The sequence below is a fragment of the Thalassotalea sp. G20_0 genome (assembly GCF_017744175.1).
Lineage (GTDB): Bacteria > Pseudomonadota > Gammaproteobacteria > Pseudomonadales > Endozoicomonadaceae > Endozoicomonas.
This window is the reverse complement of record NZ_JAGHQV010000005.1, coordinates 140132-156810: the sequence shown is the minus strand read 5'-3', so window position 1 is coordinate 156810 and position 16679 is coordinate 140132. Positions and strand designations below refer to the sequence as shown.

The following is a 16679-nucleotide window of genomic DNA, read 5'->3' as shown; positions in this document are numbered from 1 at the left end:
TCCGCTTCTCAGGCAATGTCTTCTTTGCCAGCTTCAGCAGACTGGTATCGATCTTCCCCGGCACGATGGGGTAGCAGCAAATTCAGAATGACTGCTGTCAGTGCGCAAAGACTGACGCCCTTCAGTGAAAATTCACCCAGTGAAATGCCCATATTACCGATACCAAATACCAGCACGATAGAGACAATCACCAGGTTGCGGGGCTGTCCCAGGTCAACCCTTGCCTTAATAAGAGTGTTAAGGCCAACAACGGCAATGGAGCCAAATAGCAGCATCATAATACCGCCCATCACCGGCACCGGAATGGTTGACAGGAATCCACCAATTTTGCCGATAAACGCCACACCAATGGCAATGACTGCGGCCCAGGTCATAATAGCGGGATTGTAGGCTTTGGTGAGCATCACCGCTCCCGTGACTTCTGAATAGGTGGTATTGGGCGGCCCACCCAACATACCCGCAGCCGTCGTCGCCAGGCCATCACCGAGCAGTGTATTTTTCAGCCCCGGCTTTTCCAGATACTTTTTCCCGGTCACCGAACTGATCGCCAGCATATCACCAATGTGCTCAATGGCAGGGGCAATGGCCACCGGAATCATATAAAGCACCGCATTCCAATTAAGTTCCGGGGTGGTGAAATTCGGAATAGCAAACCAGGGGCGGTCAAACAAAGGCTGAAAGTCCACAACACCCATGATCACTGCGGCAATATAGCCTGCACCAATACCACAGATGATGGGAATCAGTCGCAGAATCCCACCGGCCATGGTTGCCACCAGCAGGGTGGCCAGCAGCGAGATCGCAGCCAGGAACAGAGCCTGATCAGCAGAGATTAACCCTTCAACAGGCGATGTTGCCATCCCCACGGCAACCGGTGCCAGGCCAAGGCCGATCACCATAATCACCGGCCCGACCACCACGGGTGGAAACAGCCGGTAAAGTACGCCGGATCCACGCAACCTGACCAGGACACTCAATATGGCATAGAGCACACCGGCTGCCATGATGCCGCCCATGGTGGCCGCCAGGCCCCAGGATTGAATACTGAACGTCATCGGCGCAATAAAGGCAAAAGAAGATGCCAGAAAGACAGGCACCTGCCGACGGGTGATCAGCTGGAAAATCAGGGTACCGATACCTGCGGTAAAGAACGCTACATTGGCATCCAACCCGGTCAGCAACGGCACCAGAACGAGAGCACCAAAGGCAACAAACAGCATCTGCCCCCCCATCAGCGCCTGCCGCCAGAGCGACATCTCTGATTGCAGGGTTTCCCCCGACTGTGCTGAATGACTCATTGTTGGTTATCCTTATTCGTTACTTATCGTGTACCAAAAATCTTGTCACCGGCATCACCCAGGCCCGGAATGATATAACCGTTGTCATTAAGCCCCTGATCAACAGATGCGGTAAAAAGCTTCACGTCAGGATGCGCTGAGCAGATCTTTTCAATACCTTCCGGCGCAGCCACCAGCACCAGGCAGCGGATCTCTTTGCAACCTGCCTTCTTCAGCATATCGATAGTCGCCAACATGGAACCACCGGTAGCCAGCATTGGATCCAGGATCAGGGCAATACGCTCATCAATATTGCTGACCAGCTTTTCAAAGTAAGGCACCGGTTCCAGGGTTTCTTCGTCGCGGTACAGGCCCACCACACTGACCTTGGCATTGGGGATCATATCCAGAACGCCATCCATCATACCAATGCCGGCACGCAGAATCGGTACAATGGTAATTTTCTTACCCTTGATTTGCTGAACGGTCACCGGACCATTCCAGCCTTCAATCACCGTATCTTCCAGCTCCAGGTCTTTGGTTGCTTCGTAGGTCAGCAGGCTGCCAACCTCACTGGCCAGGGTACGGAAGCCCTTGGTACTGATATCATGGGATCGCATCAGTCCCAGCTTGTGTTGTACCAGCGGATGCCTGATTTCCTGTACGCTCATGCATGACCTCAACTGTCTGATTGGAGGTGGATGGGTAATGAAGTAAAAAATGAATGGCTGAGATAGAAAACGTTTCTGAGTAAGCACTCATTGAGAGAATGATCGTGCAAAAGCTTTCAACGCCTAAACCTTCTTATTCTCCCACAGGATGTCCGCACTGCCCATAGGTTTTTACAACCGCAACAATCATGTAGTTTTCTCTTGCCCATTGACGACAACAACGGTATTTTTTCCTGCTTTGCTTTTCGTGAAAACTGTTTCCAACTCTCCACAGGAGAGTAAAAATGGTTTTTTAACCAGAAATGAACCGCCGCTCGCCAGGGTGTCCGACACCTGTACTGCATGAGTTGACTCACTGGCGTGACCGGCCGCCACTCAAACGATCAGGGTTTGCACAACATGTCTGTTGATCTCGACCATATCCGGCAAGTGATGGATGAAGCCGACTGCCTCTATAACGAGCAGCAGATTGAAGATGCCATCGCCACCATGGGACGCAACATCACCAACCAGCTGGCGGACAGCAACCCGCTGGTATTCTGCGTAATGAATGGAGGCCTGGTGATTACCGGCAAACTGCTGACTCATATGCAGTTCCCCCTGGAAGCCTCCTACGTGCATGCAACCCGTTACCGGGACCAGTTGACCGGTGGCGGCCTGGAGTGGAAAGTTCGCCCAACCCAGACCATCAAAAATCGTACCGTCCTGATCATCGACGATATTCTGGATGAAGGGCATACTCTCGACGCAATTATCGATTTTTGTAAGGAAGAAGGTGCTGCCAGCGTTCTGACTGCGGTTCTGGTGGATAAAAAGCATGACCGTAAAGCCCGTCCGGGCCTGAAGGCTGACTTTACCGGCCTGGAAATCGAAGATCGCTATATTTTTGGCTACGGCCTGGACTATCAGGGTTACTGGCGTAATGCCAATGGCATTTATGCCCTGAAAGGTCACTGAAATCCTGTAATTTCTTAGAAAAAAAGCCTCCGGTCCGGAGGCTTTTTGATTTGGGTTAACCCATTTCGCCAGTGTTATGCTTCAGGATTATTTTCCTGGTCATCTTGTGGTTGGGCAGTTTCTGGTTGGGCAGTGTCTTTATTTTTTAATCCAGAGCCACTGAGCATTTTGGTTACCGTCTGGTTTTGAGCCTTGATATCCTGGTCATACAATTTGCTCATCTCCGAAGCTCTATCATCATATCGGCTTTCGAGTTTCCTACGTGCTTTTTGTAATGCTGTCAGCTCTTTCTCTTTCTCAGCTTGCAGAGCTTTTAAGTCTTTCATAGCCTGTATTTGATCGTCCTGATTTTTTTTCAGGGCATTTTGCAGATTTTCAAGTTCTTCCTGCTCAACTCCAAGTTCTGAGAGAAGCTTTTCTTTAACACTGCTGATTTTTTTAATGGTTTCAGGCGTTGAAATTCTAGGTGCGCCTTCAGGCAGCCTGGCCTCATCCCCAGCCAACATTAACGACATTTCGCAACCTTGTAGTTCTTCCCGTTTCTCAGCAATGACAGTCTGGATCTTGCCAATGCTGGCTTGTTGCGCTGTTATTTCACTGCTCAGTTTGTTAGCTTCAGAAACTTTATCGTTAATTTTATTATTTATTGTATTAGTGTATTTGACTTCAGCTCTTTTCAATGCTGCAGTCCCTTGTTTTTTCATTTTCTGATGATGAAGAACCATAATCTCTTTGAAGTCATCAGCTTTCTCATTAATAAGCCCCTGATGTTCTTTTTTAAAATTATTTGCCTGCTTAGCCAAAGATGACTTTAATTTATTACGATCTTTTTCAATTTTAGAGACTTGATGCACATTCCTGCTAAACAGATCATAAGCCTCACTGTCAATGAAAATATCTGCAAGTTTTCTCACAGCATTTTTACGCACTCTCTCTGAATTACTATTCAAAGCCACCAACTGAGGCTCTCCACCCTCGGTGGCCGGCGGTAAAACAATCACTGATCCATCACGTAAAGATGACAAATCTCCATCAACAATCGACAATATAGTTTTGTACGTTTCTCTGAATTGATCATTATGCACTTTTAACTCGTTAAGATCTTTTTTCTTCTGACCGAGCGTCTTCAAATCTGTATTAAATTTCTGAATTTCTTCCGCCAGTATTTGCTTTTTGTCATTACTGTGAGCAGCTTTTAAAGCTTTTTCAGCCTGAGCTTCAGAAATTTCTCCCCAATTCTGATTTTTCACCATCCTCCTGCCTTTGCCCATCACCAAATGCTTTATTCCTTTAACAGGACGGCAGTTACTGAGCCACTGACGAAAATCTTTAAAGGCAACCTTTACAGGCCTGATGCTTTTAGGAAGCTCTTCAAACCTACCTTCAGAAACCTGGATACCGACAAACTCTTCTGGATTAATCTCCTGAATAGTAACCTGCTTCCCATTCAGAAATCCTACTTCTGGATTAACAATATCTGCTTTTATAGCAAAAGGTAGTTTTTGAGTTTGATCAACTCGGTTGGTACTTATAGCGGTCATATCTATGACTCCTTCCTTTCCATGGTTTTAGAATGTTTTTTGGATAAAAGATTATTTTTTTCGAAGTTTCTTACCTAATTGCTGTTTAAGCATATTCTGTTCAGCTTCAATTTCTCTCTTGTCAGCTTTCTCCTGTTGTTTCAATTCTTTGCCTTTTTGCAAGCTTTCCACTTCTTTCATCTTAGTATCAAGCTCTGCTTTTTTCTCCTTGATCTCACCGGGTATTGCTTCCAACCTGTCACTACCAGTTTCAATAATCTTTTGCGCTTTCTCAATTCTATTCACCGTAGCATTAAATGCTTCCGGTATTCCCTCACGCTCTTTTGGGATCATACTGAGCAGACTCAGTTGTTTTTTCAAGTCTGACAGAAGCTTCTTTTGCTCAGCAACGGATTCCTGTGTTTGTTGCTTCTCTGCTTTCAGTGCTCTGATTTCAGTCTGCAACTGGTCAACCTTATCGTCCAGTTTGATACGCTGCTGAGTCAACGTATCCTGTAATTCAGATAGCCTGGTATTTCTGCCCTTGCCCTGTTCCAGAGTATGCTGTTGCTCCTTAAAATGTTTGAGAATTTCTTTACCACTTTCTTTTAATGAAGATTTCAACTGCTTCTGCTCAGTTCTCAGCTTTTGTATTTCTGAATCAAGCTGTTCCATTCGATCAGACAAACCTGAATTTTCAACCTGCTTAATCACCAAATTTACCAGATCTTTCCGAGCTCCAGGATCCGCTGATGCAATTATCACAGGATCAGCGTCCTCAATTGGAATTGGGAGATATATTCTCTTTTTGCTATGGATCGCGCCATCAGGATTTTCACAAACCTTAATGGTATCTTTGTAGAGCTCCTTGAGGTTATCCAGTTCTGTTTGCTTATCAACCTCCTGTTTCTCAGCACTCTCAAGTTGATCAATTCTGTCATTGTGTGCTTGAGCTTCAAGCTTCAACTGGTCAGAGCCACCCTTTATTGATGTGTCTGGAATTTTTTCCCAGTTTTCATGTTTGACGGCTTTTTTGATACTATTGAATGAACTTTTTAATTTTTCGCTAACGCTTGTATTAAACTGCTTCAGTTTATTAAATACTTTTTCCCGAATGGATACCGTATCTTTTTCAGCGGCTATCTCAACTTTTCTCCGCTCAAGGGGTATCTTTTTGGGTCCGGATGCACCTGGTTCCTGGTCTGATAACTTAAGACCCGGTGTTGATAAAACCTTTACTGCCTCAATGGTAACCGTACCCTTAAGACCAAATGTAATGGTAACTTCATTCCCTTCTTGAAGAAGAGTTTTGATCGTGTCCAGTTGCTGTAAACTAAGCGAACCTGTATTAGATGCCCTTTCCATAATGGCCCTCAAACATTCCTTTGATCACTCAACCAATTGTAGCTGTGCAAGAAAACTTCAATAACAAAGAAAATAGTGATTTCAGAAAACAGACAACCGGACAGTGATTCCCGGTAAAATAAACTCTTTGTCAAAATCATGTCGCCTGACAGACCGTTTTTCCGGCAATGCATTATCAGAGCCTGTCTAAATCTCGCTGCAAACATTTTCTTTTATTCTTTTTATGCTTAACGTAATCTCAAAATATCCTATTGGGATTATATATCTTTGTTTTCGACTTAGTAGAATATCCACCTGCTTATCGATTTCGCCCAGACAAACCCCACCCATAAAACACTGAACAGTGAGTCAGCCATGAAGAAAGACAAACAGAAAGTCATTGGAGAGGAATTAAGTGATGAGCGCCTGAAAGCGCTACTGACACTGCAGCCAGCCGTTGGCAGCAGTCGAGACTATCACATTCTGTTAAGAGCCTACCGCTACCTTCGAGCGGATGATTTTGCCCGTTTTATCCCATTCTATCTGGAAGCCGGCCTGAATCTGGATGCCCGGGATAGCGAAGGAAAAACACTGGCTGAAACCATCACACAACATCACCATGGTGAACCGTATCTCAAGGCTCTTACTGACACGGTCAGGCATTGAACATCAGAGGCCGCCCGATACAACGGGCAGCCTCTGATGCCTGTTATCCCTCAACAGGCCTGGCGTCCTGCGAGGAATGGAATGACGTGATCATCGCAAAAATACCGCCCAGAATACCCGGTAACAGCCAGACCAGGCCTTCTGTCTGCAGAGGCAAATGCGTAAGCACTGCGTAGGCTGGCTTAATGAAAGTCAGGCCAGCGGCATGCAGACCTTCCACAAGACTGATCAGACCCACTGGAATAAGCACAAACGTCATTACCCGCTCAGGTTTCGCCAGAAACGGTTTCAACAGTGTCACCACAATCAAAGCAATCGCTACAGGATAGATAATCAGCAACGCTGGAATGGTAACCTGCAATAATGTATTCAATCCAACATTGGCGATCAATGCGCTGGCCAGGGCGCAGAGAATCACCCAGGTGCGATAATTAAACGCCGGAAATACCCGGGAAAAATATTCACCACAGGCACTGAGCAAACCAATCGCAGTGGTCAAACAGGCCAGAATAACAGTGATAGCCAGTACCACCTTCCCCCAGGAACCAAACACCGCGTCGACGAACAGGCTGATAATCTCTGCGCCATTTTGCACAGAACCCACCAGCTGATGACTGGTAGCACCAATGTAACCCAATACCAGGTACACCAGTGACAGACCAACAGAAGCGATCAAGCCTGCAATAAAGGTATAGCGCGCAACCTGCCGTGTATCCGTAATCCCCTTATTTTGAATGGCATTGATGATGACCACGCCAAACACCAGCGCCCCCAGGGTATCCATGGTCTGGTAACCCTCGCGGAAACCATTAAAGAAGCCCTGACTGATCATGGACTCGGTGGCAGCACCAGCTTCTCCCTGGGGAAAAAGCAAAGCACCAACGGCAATAATCACCAGAACACCCATCAGTAGTGGAGTGATCACTTTACCCACCGTCTCAACCAACCTGCCCGGAAACAGTGCCAGATACAGCGCAACCGCAAAAAACGTTATGGAAAACAGCGCCAGTGAAACTGCACCGGACTCACCAATAAACGGCAGAAGACCCAGCTCATAAGAAACAACGGCGGTCCTGGGCGCGGCAAACAAAGGACCGATAGCCAGAAACAGAACAACAGCAAAGGTTATGGCGATTTTTCCCGGAAAAATGGTGGTCAGCTTTTCCAGACCACCACCGACACTAGCACAGGCAAGCACACCCAACAGCGGCAGGCCTACTCCAGTGAGCAGAAATCCAAGCATCGCAATCATCAGCTCAGTGCCCGCCATATGACCCAGAAACGGAGGAAAGATAATATTTCCTGCGCCCAGAAAGAGCGCAAATGTCATCAGGCCTGTGGCCATGATATCTGTGGCTTTTAACGTCTGCGACAAAACCTGTCCCCTGTTACCCATTCTTCCCGGAAAACGGCCGGTCAGCCATACCAGAATGGCAAACCCTGTGGCCAGAAAGAATGTATTGTTAGAAGTGAGCATGGAGAGGCAAAATAAAGGCCTCCTCAGAGGCCTCTTTATTTCACACATGAGTCTTTGGCTATATGAGTGTTTTCACCTAAAAATAGCAAAAAAGCAGGATTTATTGCGATTTAATCAATAATAAAGGAGTATTCCCTCAAAAAGCACTAATCGTGGTTAGTAAACACTATTAACGCTATACGCAGTATCCAATCACAGCAGCGGGCTTAATAGCTGCAGCGTATTTTCCAGCAGTTTTCGTCGAAAGGGTCTTTTGGACCAACGGTTGATATCCACCTCACTCGCCTGATTCATATACGACTGGAGCACATGAAATATCTGCTGGCCAAAGCCATCATCATAGACAATCAGCGTCACTTCATAATTCAGCCAGACACTGCGCATATCCAGGTTTACGGTACCAAACAGCGCCGTTTCACGGTCCACCAGAACACACTTGGTGTGCAACAACCCCCCTCTGAACTGCTGAATAGTCACGCCAGCCTGCAACAACTCCTGATAATAGGAGCGACTGGCATGGTGAACCATTTTCGAGTCATTCTTCTCTGGCACCAGCAACTGGACATCAACACCACGCATCGCTGCCGACTTCAAGGCCGTCAGCAAAGACTCATCGGGCACAAAATACGGTGTACTGATCAAAAGTTCCTGGCGGCTTTCATAAATAGCCGTCAGCAGAACCTGCTGCAGCATTTCCCGGTCCACATCAGGTCCGGACGGCAGAACGTGTACAAATGCACCGTCCCGACCACGATGCTCAGCCGAAGGGTATTCATACTGCCTGTTGAACGAGGGATGCCCCTGCCCGGTTTCCAGTGCTTTATCCCACTGCACAATGGCTCCGAGCACATGGGCAGCAACACCATCAATCCTGACCATGGCATCCACCCACTGTCCGACCTGAGCATCCTGCTTAAACAGGGAGGGATCTACCAGGTTAAAACTGCCGGTCCAGGCCACCTGATCATCAACCACCAGAATCTTCCGATGGTTACGAATATCCATACGCTCCACCAGCATGCGCAGAGGGCCAGCTGACATGGATGCGGTAACACTGATCCCTTCAAGGCGAAAACGACGCGCCCATACTCCATTCAAAAAACCCCGACTGCCGACATTATCCAGCACAACCAGACAATCAACCCCCCGCCTGGAAGCGCGGATAACCGCTTCCGCCACCTCTTCAGCCCGACCGACCGGCTCCCATATATAGAACTCAATCAAGAGACTTTGCCGGGCATTTTCTATATCACGCAGCAGGTGTTCGATAATGTTTTCAAAATCTGAGAAGAGTTGCAGATGGTTGCCCGGCAGCAAAGGAATACTCATGCTTTTTTCTGCCAATGAGAAAATGCCATGATGACTGGTCACCGGGCAGCGGGATGGCTCACCACCTGAGATAATCCGGGCCAGGTGCTGATACCACTGGGCATAATCCGGATAAAGTGTGCGCATGCGTTTTAAACGGCCAATGCCCAGGCGGGGAGAACCCAATAACAGATACAGTACAAACCCTGCCACCGGCAACGCGAACAGCAACACCAGCCAGGCCAGGGAAACCCCCACAGGCCTTCTGGTCATAATCACTACAACCGCAAAAGCAATAATGGCACTTAAATAGGCAGCGCCAAACAGCCAGCTATACCAGGTTGTTTCCATGTACTAAAGTTCCGAAATTAAACCAGCTGAATGACCCAACTGTCGGGCTGATCTGGCTAGAAGTACTCTGTTGAGGAGTTCGCCATTGCTCCGGCTGTAAACCAGCGGCCAAGACTATTGTCTTTCTAACCAGTCACCGGGAATAACGGGGGTTGCAAACTCAGCTGGCATTACCCACAAAGCTGCCCGGTAGCAGGCAACCTTGACAGCTAAAAAGGGACAATGGTTTCAAACAAGATGCCTTTCACTGGAGCAAATGTCCATAATTACCCCAAAGAAGTTTGGCCGTCATAGCCAGAGACACGCAGACAATCATGGGACGGATCAATGCCTCACCGCGGCTAAGTACCACATATGAGCCAAGTCTGGCACCAATAACCTGGCCCACTATCATGACCAGACCAATTGCCCAGACCGCATGCCCACCAATAATGAAAAACAGTAAAGAGGCCAGATTACTGGTGCAATTCAAAACTTTGGTATGAGCGGTGGCACTGGTGATGGAATATCCCAGCAAGCCTGCAAACGCCATGGTAAAAAACGAACCGGTACCCGGGCCAAAGAAGCCATCATAAAAACCGATCAGCAACGCCACGGTAAACGCAAACACCGGCAGAGAGATCAACTGCCGTGACCGGTCACAGCTCAGTCGCGAAGAAAACAGAAAGTAAAGGACGATACCAATCAGCAGGAAGGGAATGGCCTGTTCCAACACCCCGGCATCGATCCTCTGCACCAGCAGCGTCCCCATCATGCTGCCAATAAAGGTCATCACTATTGGCAGACGTATCTCCCGCAGGTTAACCGCACCTTTGGTAATAAAGTAAACACTGGCGGACAGCGTACCAGCAGCTCCCTGAAGCTTATTGGTTGCCAGCGCCTGAACCGGTGAAAGCCCGGCAGCCAGAAGCGCAGGCATCGAGATCAACCCCCCACCACCCGCAATGGAATCAACAAATCCAGCCACCGAGGCAACAGCAAAAAGGAAAAGCACAAGATCCAGAGTAATGGTTGCGTCCAAGGTCAATCCTTGCAGATAAAGGTTGATAATTTATGGAAGCATAATAATAGAACGTCCAGCAAAAAATATTCAGATAAAGTTCATCCCGCAGCAAACGGAATCTACTTACTTTCCGATTTCCGGGTTATTGAAAATCCGTAAAGAAATATTCGTACCAATAGCAAAAACCGCTGATTATCTCCCCAGATAATCAGCGGCTGGCAATCTCTTTTGAGCTCATAACACCTGACCTGCTAATACGCTCTCCGTCATCGAACCTTGTGAGTTCCTCATGACCAGCATTCCTGGTTGGGAATACTTTTTCATCTCAGGCTTGTGGCCGGGATGGCTGAATGTCACTTTTGGCAACACTCTTTATTACGGGATAATTATAGAAAAAACGGTGTGGCAAAAGATTGCGAATTGATGGATAAAACCCAAAAACGGCGCAATAATATTCCAAATAACTGACAATTATTAAAAGAAAACACCATGAAACTCGATCGCTACGATATCCGGATACTTCAAGCGCTGCAAAAGAATGCCCATATCAGCAATCAGGATCTGGCTGACCTGATTGGACTGACGCCATCCCCATGCCTGCGCAGGGTCAGGCAGCTGGAGGAGTCAGGATTAATAACCGCCAGGGTAACACTGCTCAACCCACAGAAGCTGGGACTAAGCCTTACCGTTCTGATTCATATCAGTATGGATAGACACACCCCGGAGCGATTTGAACACTTTGAAGAAACCATCAACAGTTATGAAGAAGTGATTGAATGCCTGTTGATTACCGGGCAATCGGCAGACTATATGGTCAAGGTGACGGTACCTGATATGAATTACTATCAGGATTTTCTGCTAAACAAGATCACAAAAATTACTGGTGTCACTGGTGTACATTCCAGCTTTGTACTACGCCAGCCTGTTCATAAGACCGCTTTACCCCTGAACCATCTTTAGGAGCCTGATTAAAAAACAGACACACAAAAAAACCTTCCTGATTTCTCAGAAAGGTTTTGTATGGCTGGGGTGGAGGGATTCGAACCCCCGCATGTCAGGATCAAAACCTGATGCCTTACCGCTTGGCGACACCCCAATAGATTATGCAGGACGCATATCCGAATTAGTGGTAGCTAGGGGCAGATTCGAACTGCCGACCCCAGCATTATGAGTGCTGTGCTCTAACCAACTGAGCTACCTAGCCACTGAATCGGGTCGCTATTGTCGTGATTCAGAATGATCATGTCAAGAAGCATGCCAGTCTTTATCTCTACAACTGTCACAACGACTGTTACAACAACTGCCACAACAACAGGATAAATGGCTGGGGTGGAGGGATTCGAACCCCCGCATGTCAGGATCAAAACCTGATGCCTTACCGCTTGGCGACACCCCAGCAAATAAGCGAATTGCTATCTCTTCGCTCACAAAGGCCTCTCGATGCTACTATACGAAAACTCGTTTTAGCAACCATCATAAATCTTGCAGAAAAGATCAGATGGTAGCTAGGGGCAGATTCGAACTGCCGACCCCAGCATTATGAGTGCTGTGCTCTAACCAACTGAGCTACCTAGCCGCCGAAAGATGGTGCGCACTTTAGTGATTTCACCTGAGCCTGTCAAGCAAAAAGCCTATAAGCAAAGCAGATTCATAACACGACGACAGGCAAATACCCGATGCACTGACACAACCAAAAAAGGCACGCTTTCGCGTGCCTTCTTCCGTCGTTTTTATTCAGCCAGGTTCAAACATTAAACAGGAAGTGCATAACATCACCATCCTGAACAATATACGCTTTACCTTCTACACGCAGACGGCCAGCTTCTTTGGCACCCTGCTCACCATTGTATTTAATGAAATCATCATAGCCGGTGACTTCCGCACGAATAAAACCACGCTCAAAGTCAGTATGAATAACACCGGCAGCCTGCGGCGCAGTGGCACCCACCTTCACCGTCCAGGCCCTGACCTCTTTCACCCCTGCGGTAAAGTAGGTTTGCAGGCCAAGCAGTTCATAACCGGCACGGATGACACGATCCAGGCCGGGCTCTTCCATGCCAAGATCCGCCAGAAACTCTGCTCGCTCGTCATCATCCAGTTCGGCGATTTCCGATTCCAGCTTGTTGCAGATTGGCACCACCACGGCCCCTTCCTGGGCAGCGATTTCCCGAACGGTGTCCAGGTATTCGTTATCCTCAAAACCATCCTCATCCACATTGGCAATATACATGGTGGGTTTGATGGTCAGCAGGTGGAATAAACGAACAAGCTTCCGCTCATCATCACTCATATCCAGAGAGCGAACCGGATTACCAGCTTCCAGATGCGGAATGATTTTTTCCAGCACCCCCTTCTGGGCTACGGAATCCTTATCACCACCTTTGGCAGAACGGGCAACACGCTGCAGCTGTTTTTCGCAGCTTTCCAGATCCGCCAGCACCAGTTCCATATTGATGATTTCAATATCCGCACGGGGATCAATCTTGTTGGCCACATGAATAACATTGTCATTGGCAAAGCAGCGAACCACATGGGCAATTGCATCCGTCTCACGGATATTCGCCAGAAACTTGTTACCCAGGCCTTCCCCTTTGGAAGCGCCTTCAACAAGACCCGCGATGTCCACGAACTCCATGGTGGTCGGCAACACTCGCTGAGGTTTAACGATTGCCGCCAGCTTATCCAGACGGGGGTCTGGCATGGCAACAACACCGGCATTGGGCTCAATGGTGCAGAACGGGAAGTTTTCTGCATCAATACCCGCCTTGGTTAAGGCATTAAATAGCGTTGATTTACCAACGTTTGGCAATCCAACGATGCCACATTTGAAACCCATAGCGCTTCTGCTCGCTCCTGAAGATAGTTAATGGGGCCGAATTATAAAGACTGAGGGAAAAAATTTCAGAAATTTTATGTCGGCCGAGAAAAAAACGCCCGGAGAGATACTCTCCGGGCGTTCAATCCAATCACATCAAACAGGCATCAGCCAAACTTTGGCAGAGCCCCCATCAAATCAAGCCCCGCCAGCACCATGGCCGCAATGCCAAAGAGGAAGATCAGTGCCATTCTTACGGTCCCGCCCGACACCTGATAGCCACCCTCACCCCGCTGACGACCAACCCAGGCCATCACGACCGGAGAGAGAATACAGAACACAACCAGCACCAGCCCGGCAAAGCCAATGGCAGTAATAAAACCATTGGGCAGGAATACCCCCAACAGGGTTGGCGGAATAAACGTGATGGCGGCTGTTTTTAGCCCACAAAGCTGCTGTCAAAACCGAACAGGTCTGCGATGTAATCAAACAGACACAGGGCAACACCCAGGAATGAGCTGGCCACCGCCATATTGGCAAACCACTGCAACACATTCGATACATTTGCATTCAGACCAGACCCGGAAAGTGCGCCCAGCATATCGCCAATATTACCTCCGGCAGCAATAATGGCAGGGAACGCCTCACGGGGCAGATTGCCAAAGAAACTGAACTGCCACAGGGCATAAAACGCCAGGGCCAGCAGCGAGCCGGTCAAAAGGGCAAACCTTATCTGCTTGCCATCCTTATTGAGATAGCGGGTGATACTGGGCACAGCAGTCTGCATACCGAAACTGACGGTCAGAAAGCCCAACGCTCCGAAAGAGAACGGGGACACCTCGGCAAACGACAGGCCCGGCATCAGATAGTCAGAGGACGCATTGCCCAGTAAGCCACTGATACTCCACAGAAAGGTAATCACCATTCCGCCAATCAGCACCGTACTGACCCGATCAACGGCACGAGTTCCGGTCATTACGATAGCAGAAAGCACCAGGGCAAAAACAAAGCTGGCCATCGGTGGAGAAAGAGAAACACCATCCACGGCTTCCAGGGAAAAAGTAATAATGGAACTGCCGCCCGAGATGTAAGCATAAGTCAGGATGTAACAGAGAAAGGCAACAGATGCACCGTTAACAATACGACCAAAAGAACCAATGGTGCCCTCGGCAATAGAATCAAAACTTGCCCCCAAAGGAAAGCGCAGATTGGCTTCCAGCAGGTAGAGTGATGCGCTGTACATGCAATACCAGGTAAAGACCATCAGCAGCATTGAGTAACCAAACCAGAGACCACTGGTGGCTACTGGCAGTGAAAACATCCCGGCACCAATCGCGGTTCCGGCAACGATCACCGTTCCCCCAAGAACCGAACCCTGCTTCCCGGCGGAGTCCGCAGAACTTTCCGTTATAACTGCTTCAGACATTCATATTCCTACTGCTTTGGGTCTATTTGCTTATCCAGCTCAGGGCTGTTTCCGGCTCAGGGCTGTTTTTTAATAAGACACTAACTATTTAAATCTGTTCAATCATGGCTATCTCAGTAGCAGACAGCGTTTTCAGATAATTTGAACCACGGGTTACTTTGGTGATACTCACCCCGATCCGCGCAGCTATCTCCCGTTGAGACTCTTTTCCCGAAATCAGAGCCCGCATAATGGCCAGCCTTGAGCCAATCGCTTCCCGTTCTTCACGAGTCAGTAACACCGCCATAATCTCATGGAGCGCTTCCACATCCTGCTGACTCTTCAGCAGTTTGATTACCTGAAACCAGGACTCAGTCTTCATGCCTTGTTCAATTTATCTCAGCCGCCTGTACTGATGTAACAGTACAAAAGTACACTCATTACCGATATTGCGGAAACCACTAAAAATCACAATCAAAATAATCAGAAATTCAGGCACCGGCCAATCAAGCTTATGGTCGTTCGCAAAAAATAGAATTATTCGCACAAAAAAATGTCCAAGCGCTCAACATTAAAACGAATTACCCAAAAGCGCTTGTGACCACCCAGGCAAGCCTTTTCAACTGTAACAAGGTGTATTACCTGAATAACCAAGGCGACAATCCTGTGAACCAATTAATCAAAACCGTTATGTTTAAACTGATACTTGCACTGGCAGCTTTCCCACTCACAGCCATTGCAGCAGAAAGCACTCAACCAATGGCAACCGGTGACCCTGCCGATTCATATCTCACTGCCCCCGGCTATACCCTTGAAAAGCATTCCAACGCGGCACCAGTCATTGCCGCTCACTTTGACCACTGCAAGGGCAACCCCCTTGCCAGGGAAAAAAGAATCGCAAAAGGTATTCTCATTGGCAATGATCGAGTGCTTGCCCCGGCGGATTACTTTATCGACCCATGCTCCCCTCCCATTGTTTTACCTGAAAGCGCTCCTCAACTTTCAAATAACTATTATTGCCACGACCAGCGAATCAAAAAAATCTCCCACCTTTCTCTTATTACACCGAGCCGCACAGAAACCGAAACCGATGAAACCTGGCAACTGGCCAGAGCGGCCACACCAAAAATCACCAGAGTGTTAAATGAATTACATTTTGACGGAACTTCAACGGTCGACGCCCTTCTATGCCACAGGGTCGAAAATGGCACTATCAACGTGGTACCAGCGGTGGCCGTTCTTTCGCTAAGCAAACGTGGCGTTGGTGCAATACCAACAGAAATAGCAACGGCTCAGCTATACGATAGAAGTGACAACACCGGAAGCAAGCTTCCTGCAACCTCCAGCTCTTTACTCCTTCGAAACCATATGCACTTTCTAAATAGTGAAACAACTGCCAGACCAGAATCGCAAGAGATCACTCAGCTTATAGAAGCCGCCAGGCAATTACAGCTTGCCGAAGAGAGCAAGGGCAACACCCGTTTTGATGCTCAACCAGTCGCACTGATAACTTCCAACGATGACCGGCATTATCTGACTGCACTGGTTAATAACTGGGAAATAATCGAGGAATTTCCATACCTATACGATCTCCCCGATTATGCCCAAAGGCACCCCTATATCAGCAAACTCTGGAAAGGCACCAGCCCAGTAACAGGCACCATTGGCCATACTGTAAGCATGCAAAGCATTCCCGGCCTGACGGGTGCCGCAGGAGGCATTCTGGCTACCGTAGAAATCGCAAGTACGGCCATGCTTTTTTATATTATTGCCAGCTACCTCTCATCATCCCCTCACATCTATACCATTATGAAAGCCGGGCTGGGCATCATTCTGGCCTCTGGATTTTATCGCTGGGCAACCTCGGAATATTAATTAACAACAT

Annotated in this window: 16 protein-coding genes and 4 tRNA genes; 4 read left to right on the top strand and 16 right to left on the bottom strand. The window is 48.0% G+C overall.

What is annotated here, in order from left to right:
* Nucleotides 1–8 precede the first annotated feature (8 nt).
* The 3 genes from J7438_RS04605 to J7438_RS04595 form a co-directional block, all read right to left on the bottom strand.
* Nucleotides 9–1298, bottom strand: a complete 1290-nt coding sequence (locus J7438_RS04605) for a uracil-xanthine permease family protein (RefSeq protein ID WP_209199878.1) — start codon at nt 1296–1298, stop codon at nt 9–11.
* Nucleotides 1299–1321: 23 nt separating this feature from the next.
* Entirely contained in the window at nt 1322–1948 is a 627-nt protein-coding gene (gene upp, locus J7438_RS04600) for a uracil phosphoribosyltransferase (protein WP_209199879.1), read from the bottom strand.
* Nucleotides 1949–2134: 186 nt separating this feature from the next.
* The gene (locus tag J7438_RS04595; protein ID WP_209275616.1) at nt 2135–2281 is read right to left on the bottom strand and encodes a hypothetical protein; all 147 of its coding nucleotides are present in this window, start codon (nt 2279–2281) and stop codon (nt 2135–2137) included.
* Between the two features lie 66 nt (nt 2282–2347).
* Between J7438_RS04595 and J7438_RS04590 the strand changes: the two genes are divergently transcribed.
* Complete coding sequence (locus J7438_RS04590; protein WP_209275615.1) at nt 2348–2905, top strand: hypoxanthine-guanine phosphoribosyltransferase; 558 nt, start codon at nt 2348–2350, stop codon at nt 2903–2905.
* A 74-nt stretch (nt 2906–2979) separates the two neighbouring features.
* Here the strand turns inward: J7438_RS04590 and J7438_RS04585 are convergent, their stop codons facing one another.
* Both J7438_RS04585 and J7438_RS04580 read right to left on the bottom strand, forming a co-directional pair.
* Nucleotides 2980–4446, bottom strand: a complete 1467-nt coding sequence (locus J7438_RS04585; protein ID WP_209275614.1) for a coiled-coil domain-containing protein — start codon at nt 4444–4446, stop codon at nt 2980–2982.
* Nucleotides 4447–4497: 51 nt separating this feature from the next.
* Nucleotides 4498–5790 (bottom strand): hypothetical protein, encoded by a 1293-nt coding sequence (locus tag J7438_RS04580; RefSeq protein ID WP_209275613.1) that lies wholly within the window; start codon nt 5788–5790, stop codon nt 4498–4500.
* 354 nt (nt 5791–6144) lie between these two features.
* Here J7438_RS04580 and J7438_RS04575 point away from each other — a divergent pair, with 354 nt between their 5' ends.
* Nucleotides 6145–6435 (top strand): PA4642 family protein, encoded by a 291-nt coding sequence (locus J7438_RS04575; RefSeq protein ID WP_209275612.1) that lies wholly within the window; start codon nt 6145–6147, stop codon nt 6433–6435.
* A gap of 43 nt (nt 6436–6478) precedes the next feature.
* Here the strand turns inward: J7438_RS04575 and brnQ are convergent, their stop codons facing one another.
* The 3 genes from brnQ to J7438_RS04560 form a co-directional block, all read right to left on the bottom strand.
* Entirely contained in the window at nt 6479–7810 is a 1332-nt protein-coding gene (gene brnQ / locus J7438_RS04570; RefSeq protein WP_209275611.1) for a branched-chain amino acid transport system II carrier protein, read from the bottom strand.
* 294 nt (nt 7811–8104) lie between these two features.
* Nucleotides 8105–9571: a cardiolipin synthase gene (gene cls / locus J7438_RS04565; RefSeq protein WP_209275610.1), complete on the bottom strand. Its 1467-nt coding sequence runs from the start codon at nt 9569–9571 to the stop codon at nt 8105–8107.
* Between the two features lie 244 nt (nt 9572–9815).
* Nucleotides 9816–10592: a TSUP family transporter gene (locus J7438_RS04560; RefSeq protein ID WP_209275609.1), complete on the bottom strand. Its 777-nt coding sequence runs from the start codon at nt 10590–10592 to the stop codon at nt 9816–9818.
* A gap of 471 nt (nt 10593–11063) precedes the next feature.
* On the opposite strand from J7438_RS04560, the gene J7438_RS04555 reads away from it, so the two are divergent.
* Nucleotides 11064–11534, top strand: a complete 471-nt coding sequence (locus J7438_RS04555) for an Lrp/AsnC family transcriptional regulator (protein ID WP_209275608.1) — start codon at nt 11064–11066, stop codon at nt 11532–11534.
* A 61-nt stretch (nt 11535–11595) separates the two neighbouring features.
* Here the strand turns inward: J7438_RS04555 and J7438_RS04550 are convergent.
* The 8 genes from J7438_RS04550 to trpR all read right to left on the bottom strand — a co-directional run bounded on the left by J7438_RS04550 (nt 11596) and on the right by trpR (nt 15176).
* Nucleotides 11596–11670, bottom strand: a tRNA-Gln gene (locus tag J7438_RS04550).
* A gap of 31 nt (nt 11671–11701) precedes the next feature.
* Nucleotides 11702–11778 (bottom strand) — tRNA-Met (locus J7438_RS04545).
* 117 nt (nt 11779–11895) lie between these two features.
* Nucleotides 11896–11970 (bottom strand) — tRNA-Gln (locus tag J7438_RS04540).
* A 103-nt stretch (nt 11971–12073) separates the two neighbouring features.
* A tRNA-Met gene (locus J7438_RS04535) sits at nt 12074–12150 on the bottom strand.
* A gap of 168 nt (nt 12151–12318) precedes the next feature.
* Nucleotides 12319–13410, bottom strand: a complete 1092-nt coding sequence (gene ychF / locus J7438_RS04530; RefSeq protein WP_209275607.1) for a redox-regulated ATPase YchF — start codon at nt 13408–13410, stop codon at nt 12319–12321.
* A 146-nt stretch (nt 13411–13556) separates the two neighbouring features.
* Nucleotides 13557–13793, bottom strand: a complete 237-nt coding sequence (locus tag J7438_RS27595; protein ID WP_286196405.1) for an aromatic amino acid transport family protein — start codon at nt 13791–13793, stop codon at nt 13557–13559.
* A 35-nt stretch (nt 13794–13828) separates the two neighbouring features.
* Nucleotides 13829–14815, bottom strand: a complete 987-nt coding sequence (locus J7438_RS04525) for an aromatic amino acid transport family protein (protein ID WP_286196404.1) — start codon at nt 14813–14815, stop codon at nt 13829–13831.
* Between the two features lie 88 nt (nt 14816–14903).
* The gene (trpR, locus tag J7438_RS04520) at nt 14904–15176 is read right to left on the bottom strand and encodes a trp operon repressor (protein ID WP_209275606.1); all 273 of its coding nucleotides are present in this window, start codon (nt 15174–15176) and stop codon (nt 14904–14906) included.
* 308 nt (nt 15177–15484) lie between these two features.
* Between trpR and J7438_RS04515 the strand changes: the two genes are divergently transcribed.
* The gene (locus J7438_RS04515) at nt 15485–16669 is read left to right on the top strand and encodes a hypothetical protein (protein WP_209275605.1); all 1185 of its coding nucleotides are present in this window, start codon (nt 15485–15487) and stop codon (nt 16667–16669) included.
* Nucleotides 16670–16679 lie beyond the last annotated feature (10 nt).

Bases quoted from the DNA above. Each gene is read 5' to 3' on its own strand.
- J7438_RS04605 (WP_209199878.1), bottom strand. From the start codon at position 1,298: ATGAGTCATTCAGCACAGTCGGGGGAAACCCTGCAATCAGAGATGTCG.
- upp (WP_209199879.1), bottom strand. From the start codon at position 1,948: ATGAGCGTACAGGAAATCAGGCATCCGCTGGTACAACACAAGCTGGGA.
- J7438_RS04590 (WP_209275615.1), top strand. From the start codon at position 2,348: ATGTCTGTTGATCTCGACCATATCCGGCAAGTGATGGATGAAGCCGAC.
- J7438_RS04585 (WP_209275614.1), bottom strand. From the start codon at position 4,446: ATGACCGCTATAAGTACCAACCGAGTTGATCAAACTCAAAAACTACCT.
- J7438_RS04580 (WP_209275613.1), bottom strand. From the start codon at position 5,790: ATGGAAAGGGCATCTAATACAGGTTCGCTTAGTTTACAGCAACTGGAC.
- J7438_RS04575 (WP_209275612.1), top strand. From the start codon at position 6,145: ATGAAGAAAGACAAACAGAAAGTCATTGGAGAGGAATTAAGTGATGAG.
- cls (WP_209275610.1), bottom strand. From the start codon at position 9,571: ATGGAAACAACCTGGTATAGCTGGCTGTTTGGCGCTGCCTATTTAAGT.
- J7438_RS04555 (WP_209275608.1), top strand. From the start codon at position 11,064: ATGAAACTCGATCGCTACGATATCCGGATACTTCAAGCGCTGCAAAAG.
- ychF (WP_209275607.1), bottom strand. From the start codon at position 13,410: ATGGGTTTCAAATGTGGCATCGTTGGATTGCCAAACGTTGGTAAATCA.
- J7438_RS04525 (WP_286196404.1), bottom strand. From the start codon at position 14,815: ATGTCTGAAGCAGTTATAACGGAAAGTTCTGCGGACTCCGCCGGGAAG.
- trpR (WP_209275606.1), bottom strand. From the start codon at position 15,176: ATGAAGACTGAGTCCTGGTTTCAGGTAATCAAACTGCTGAAGAGTCAG.
- J7438_RS04515 (WP_209275605.1), top strand. From the start codon at position 15,485: ATGTTTAAACTGATACTTGCACTGGCAGCTTTCCCACTCACAGCCATT.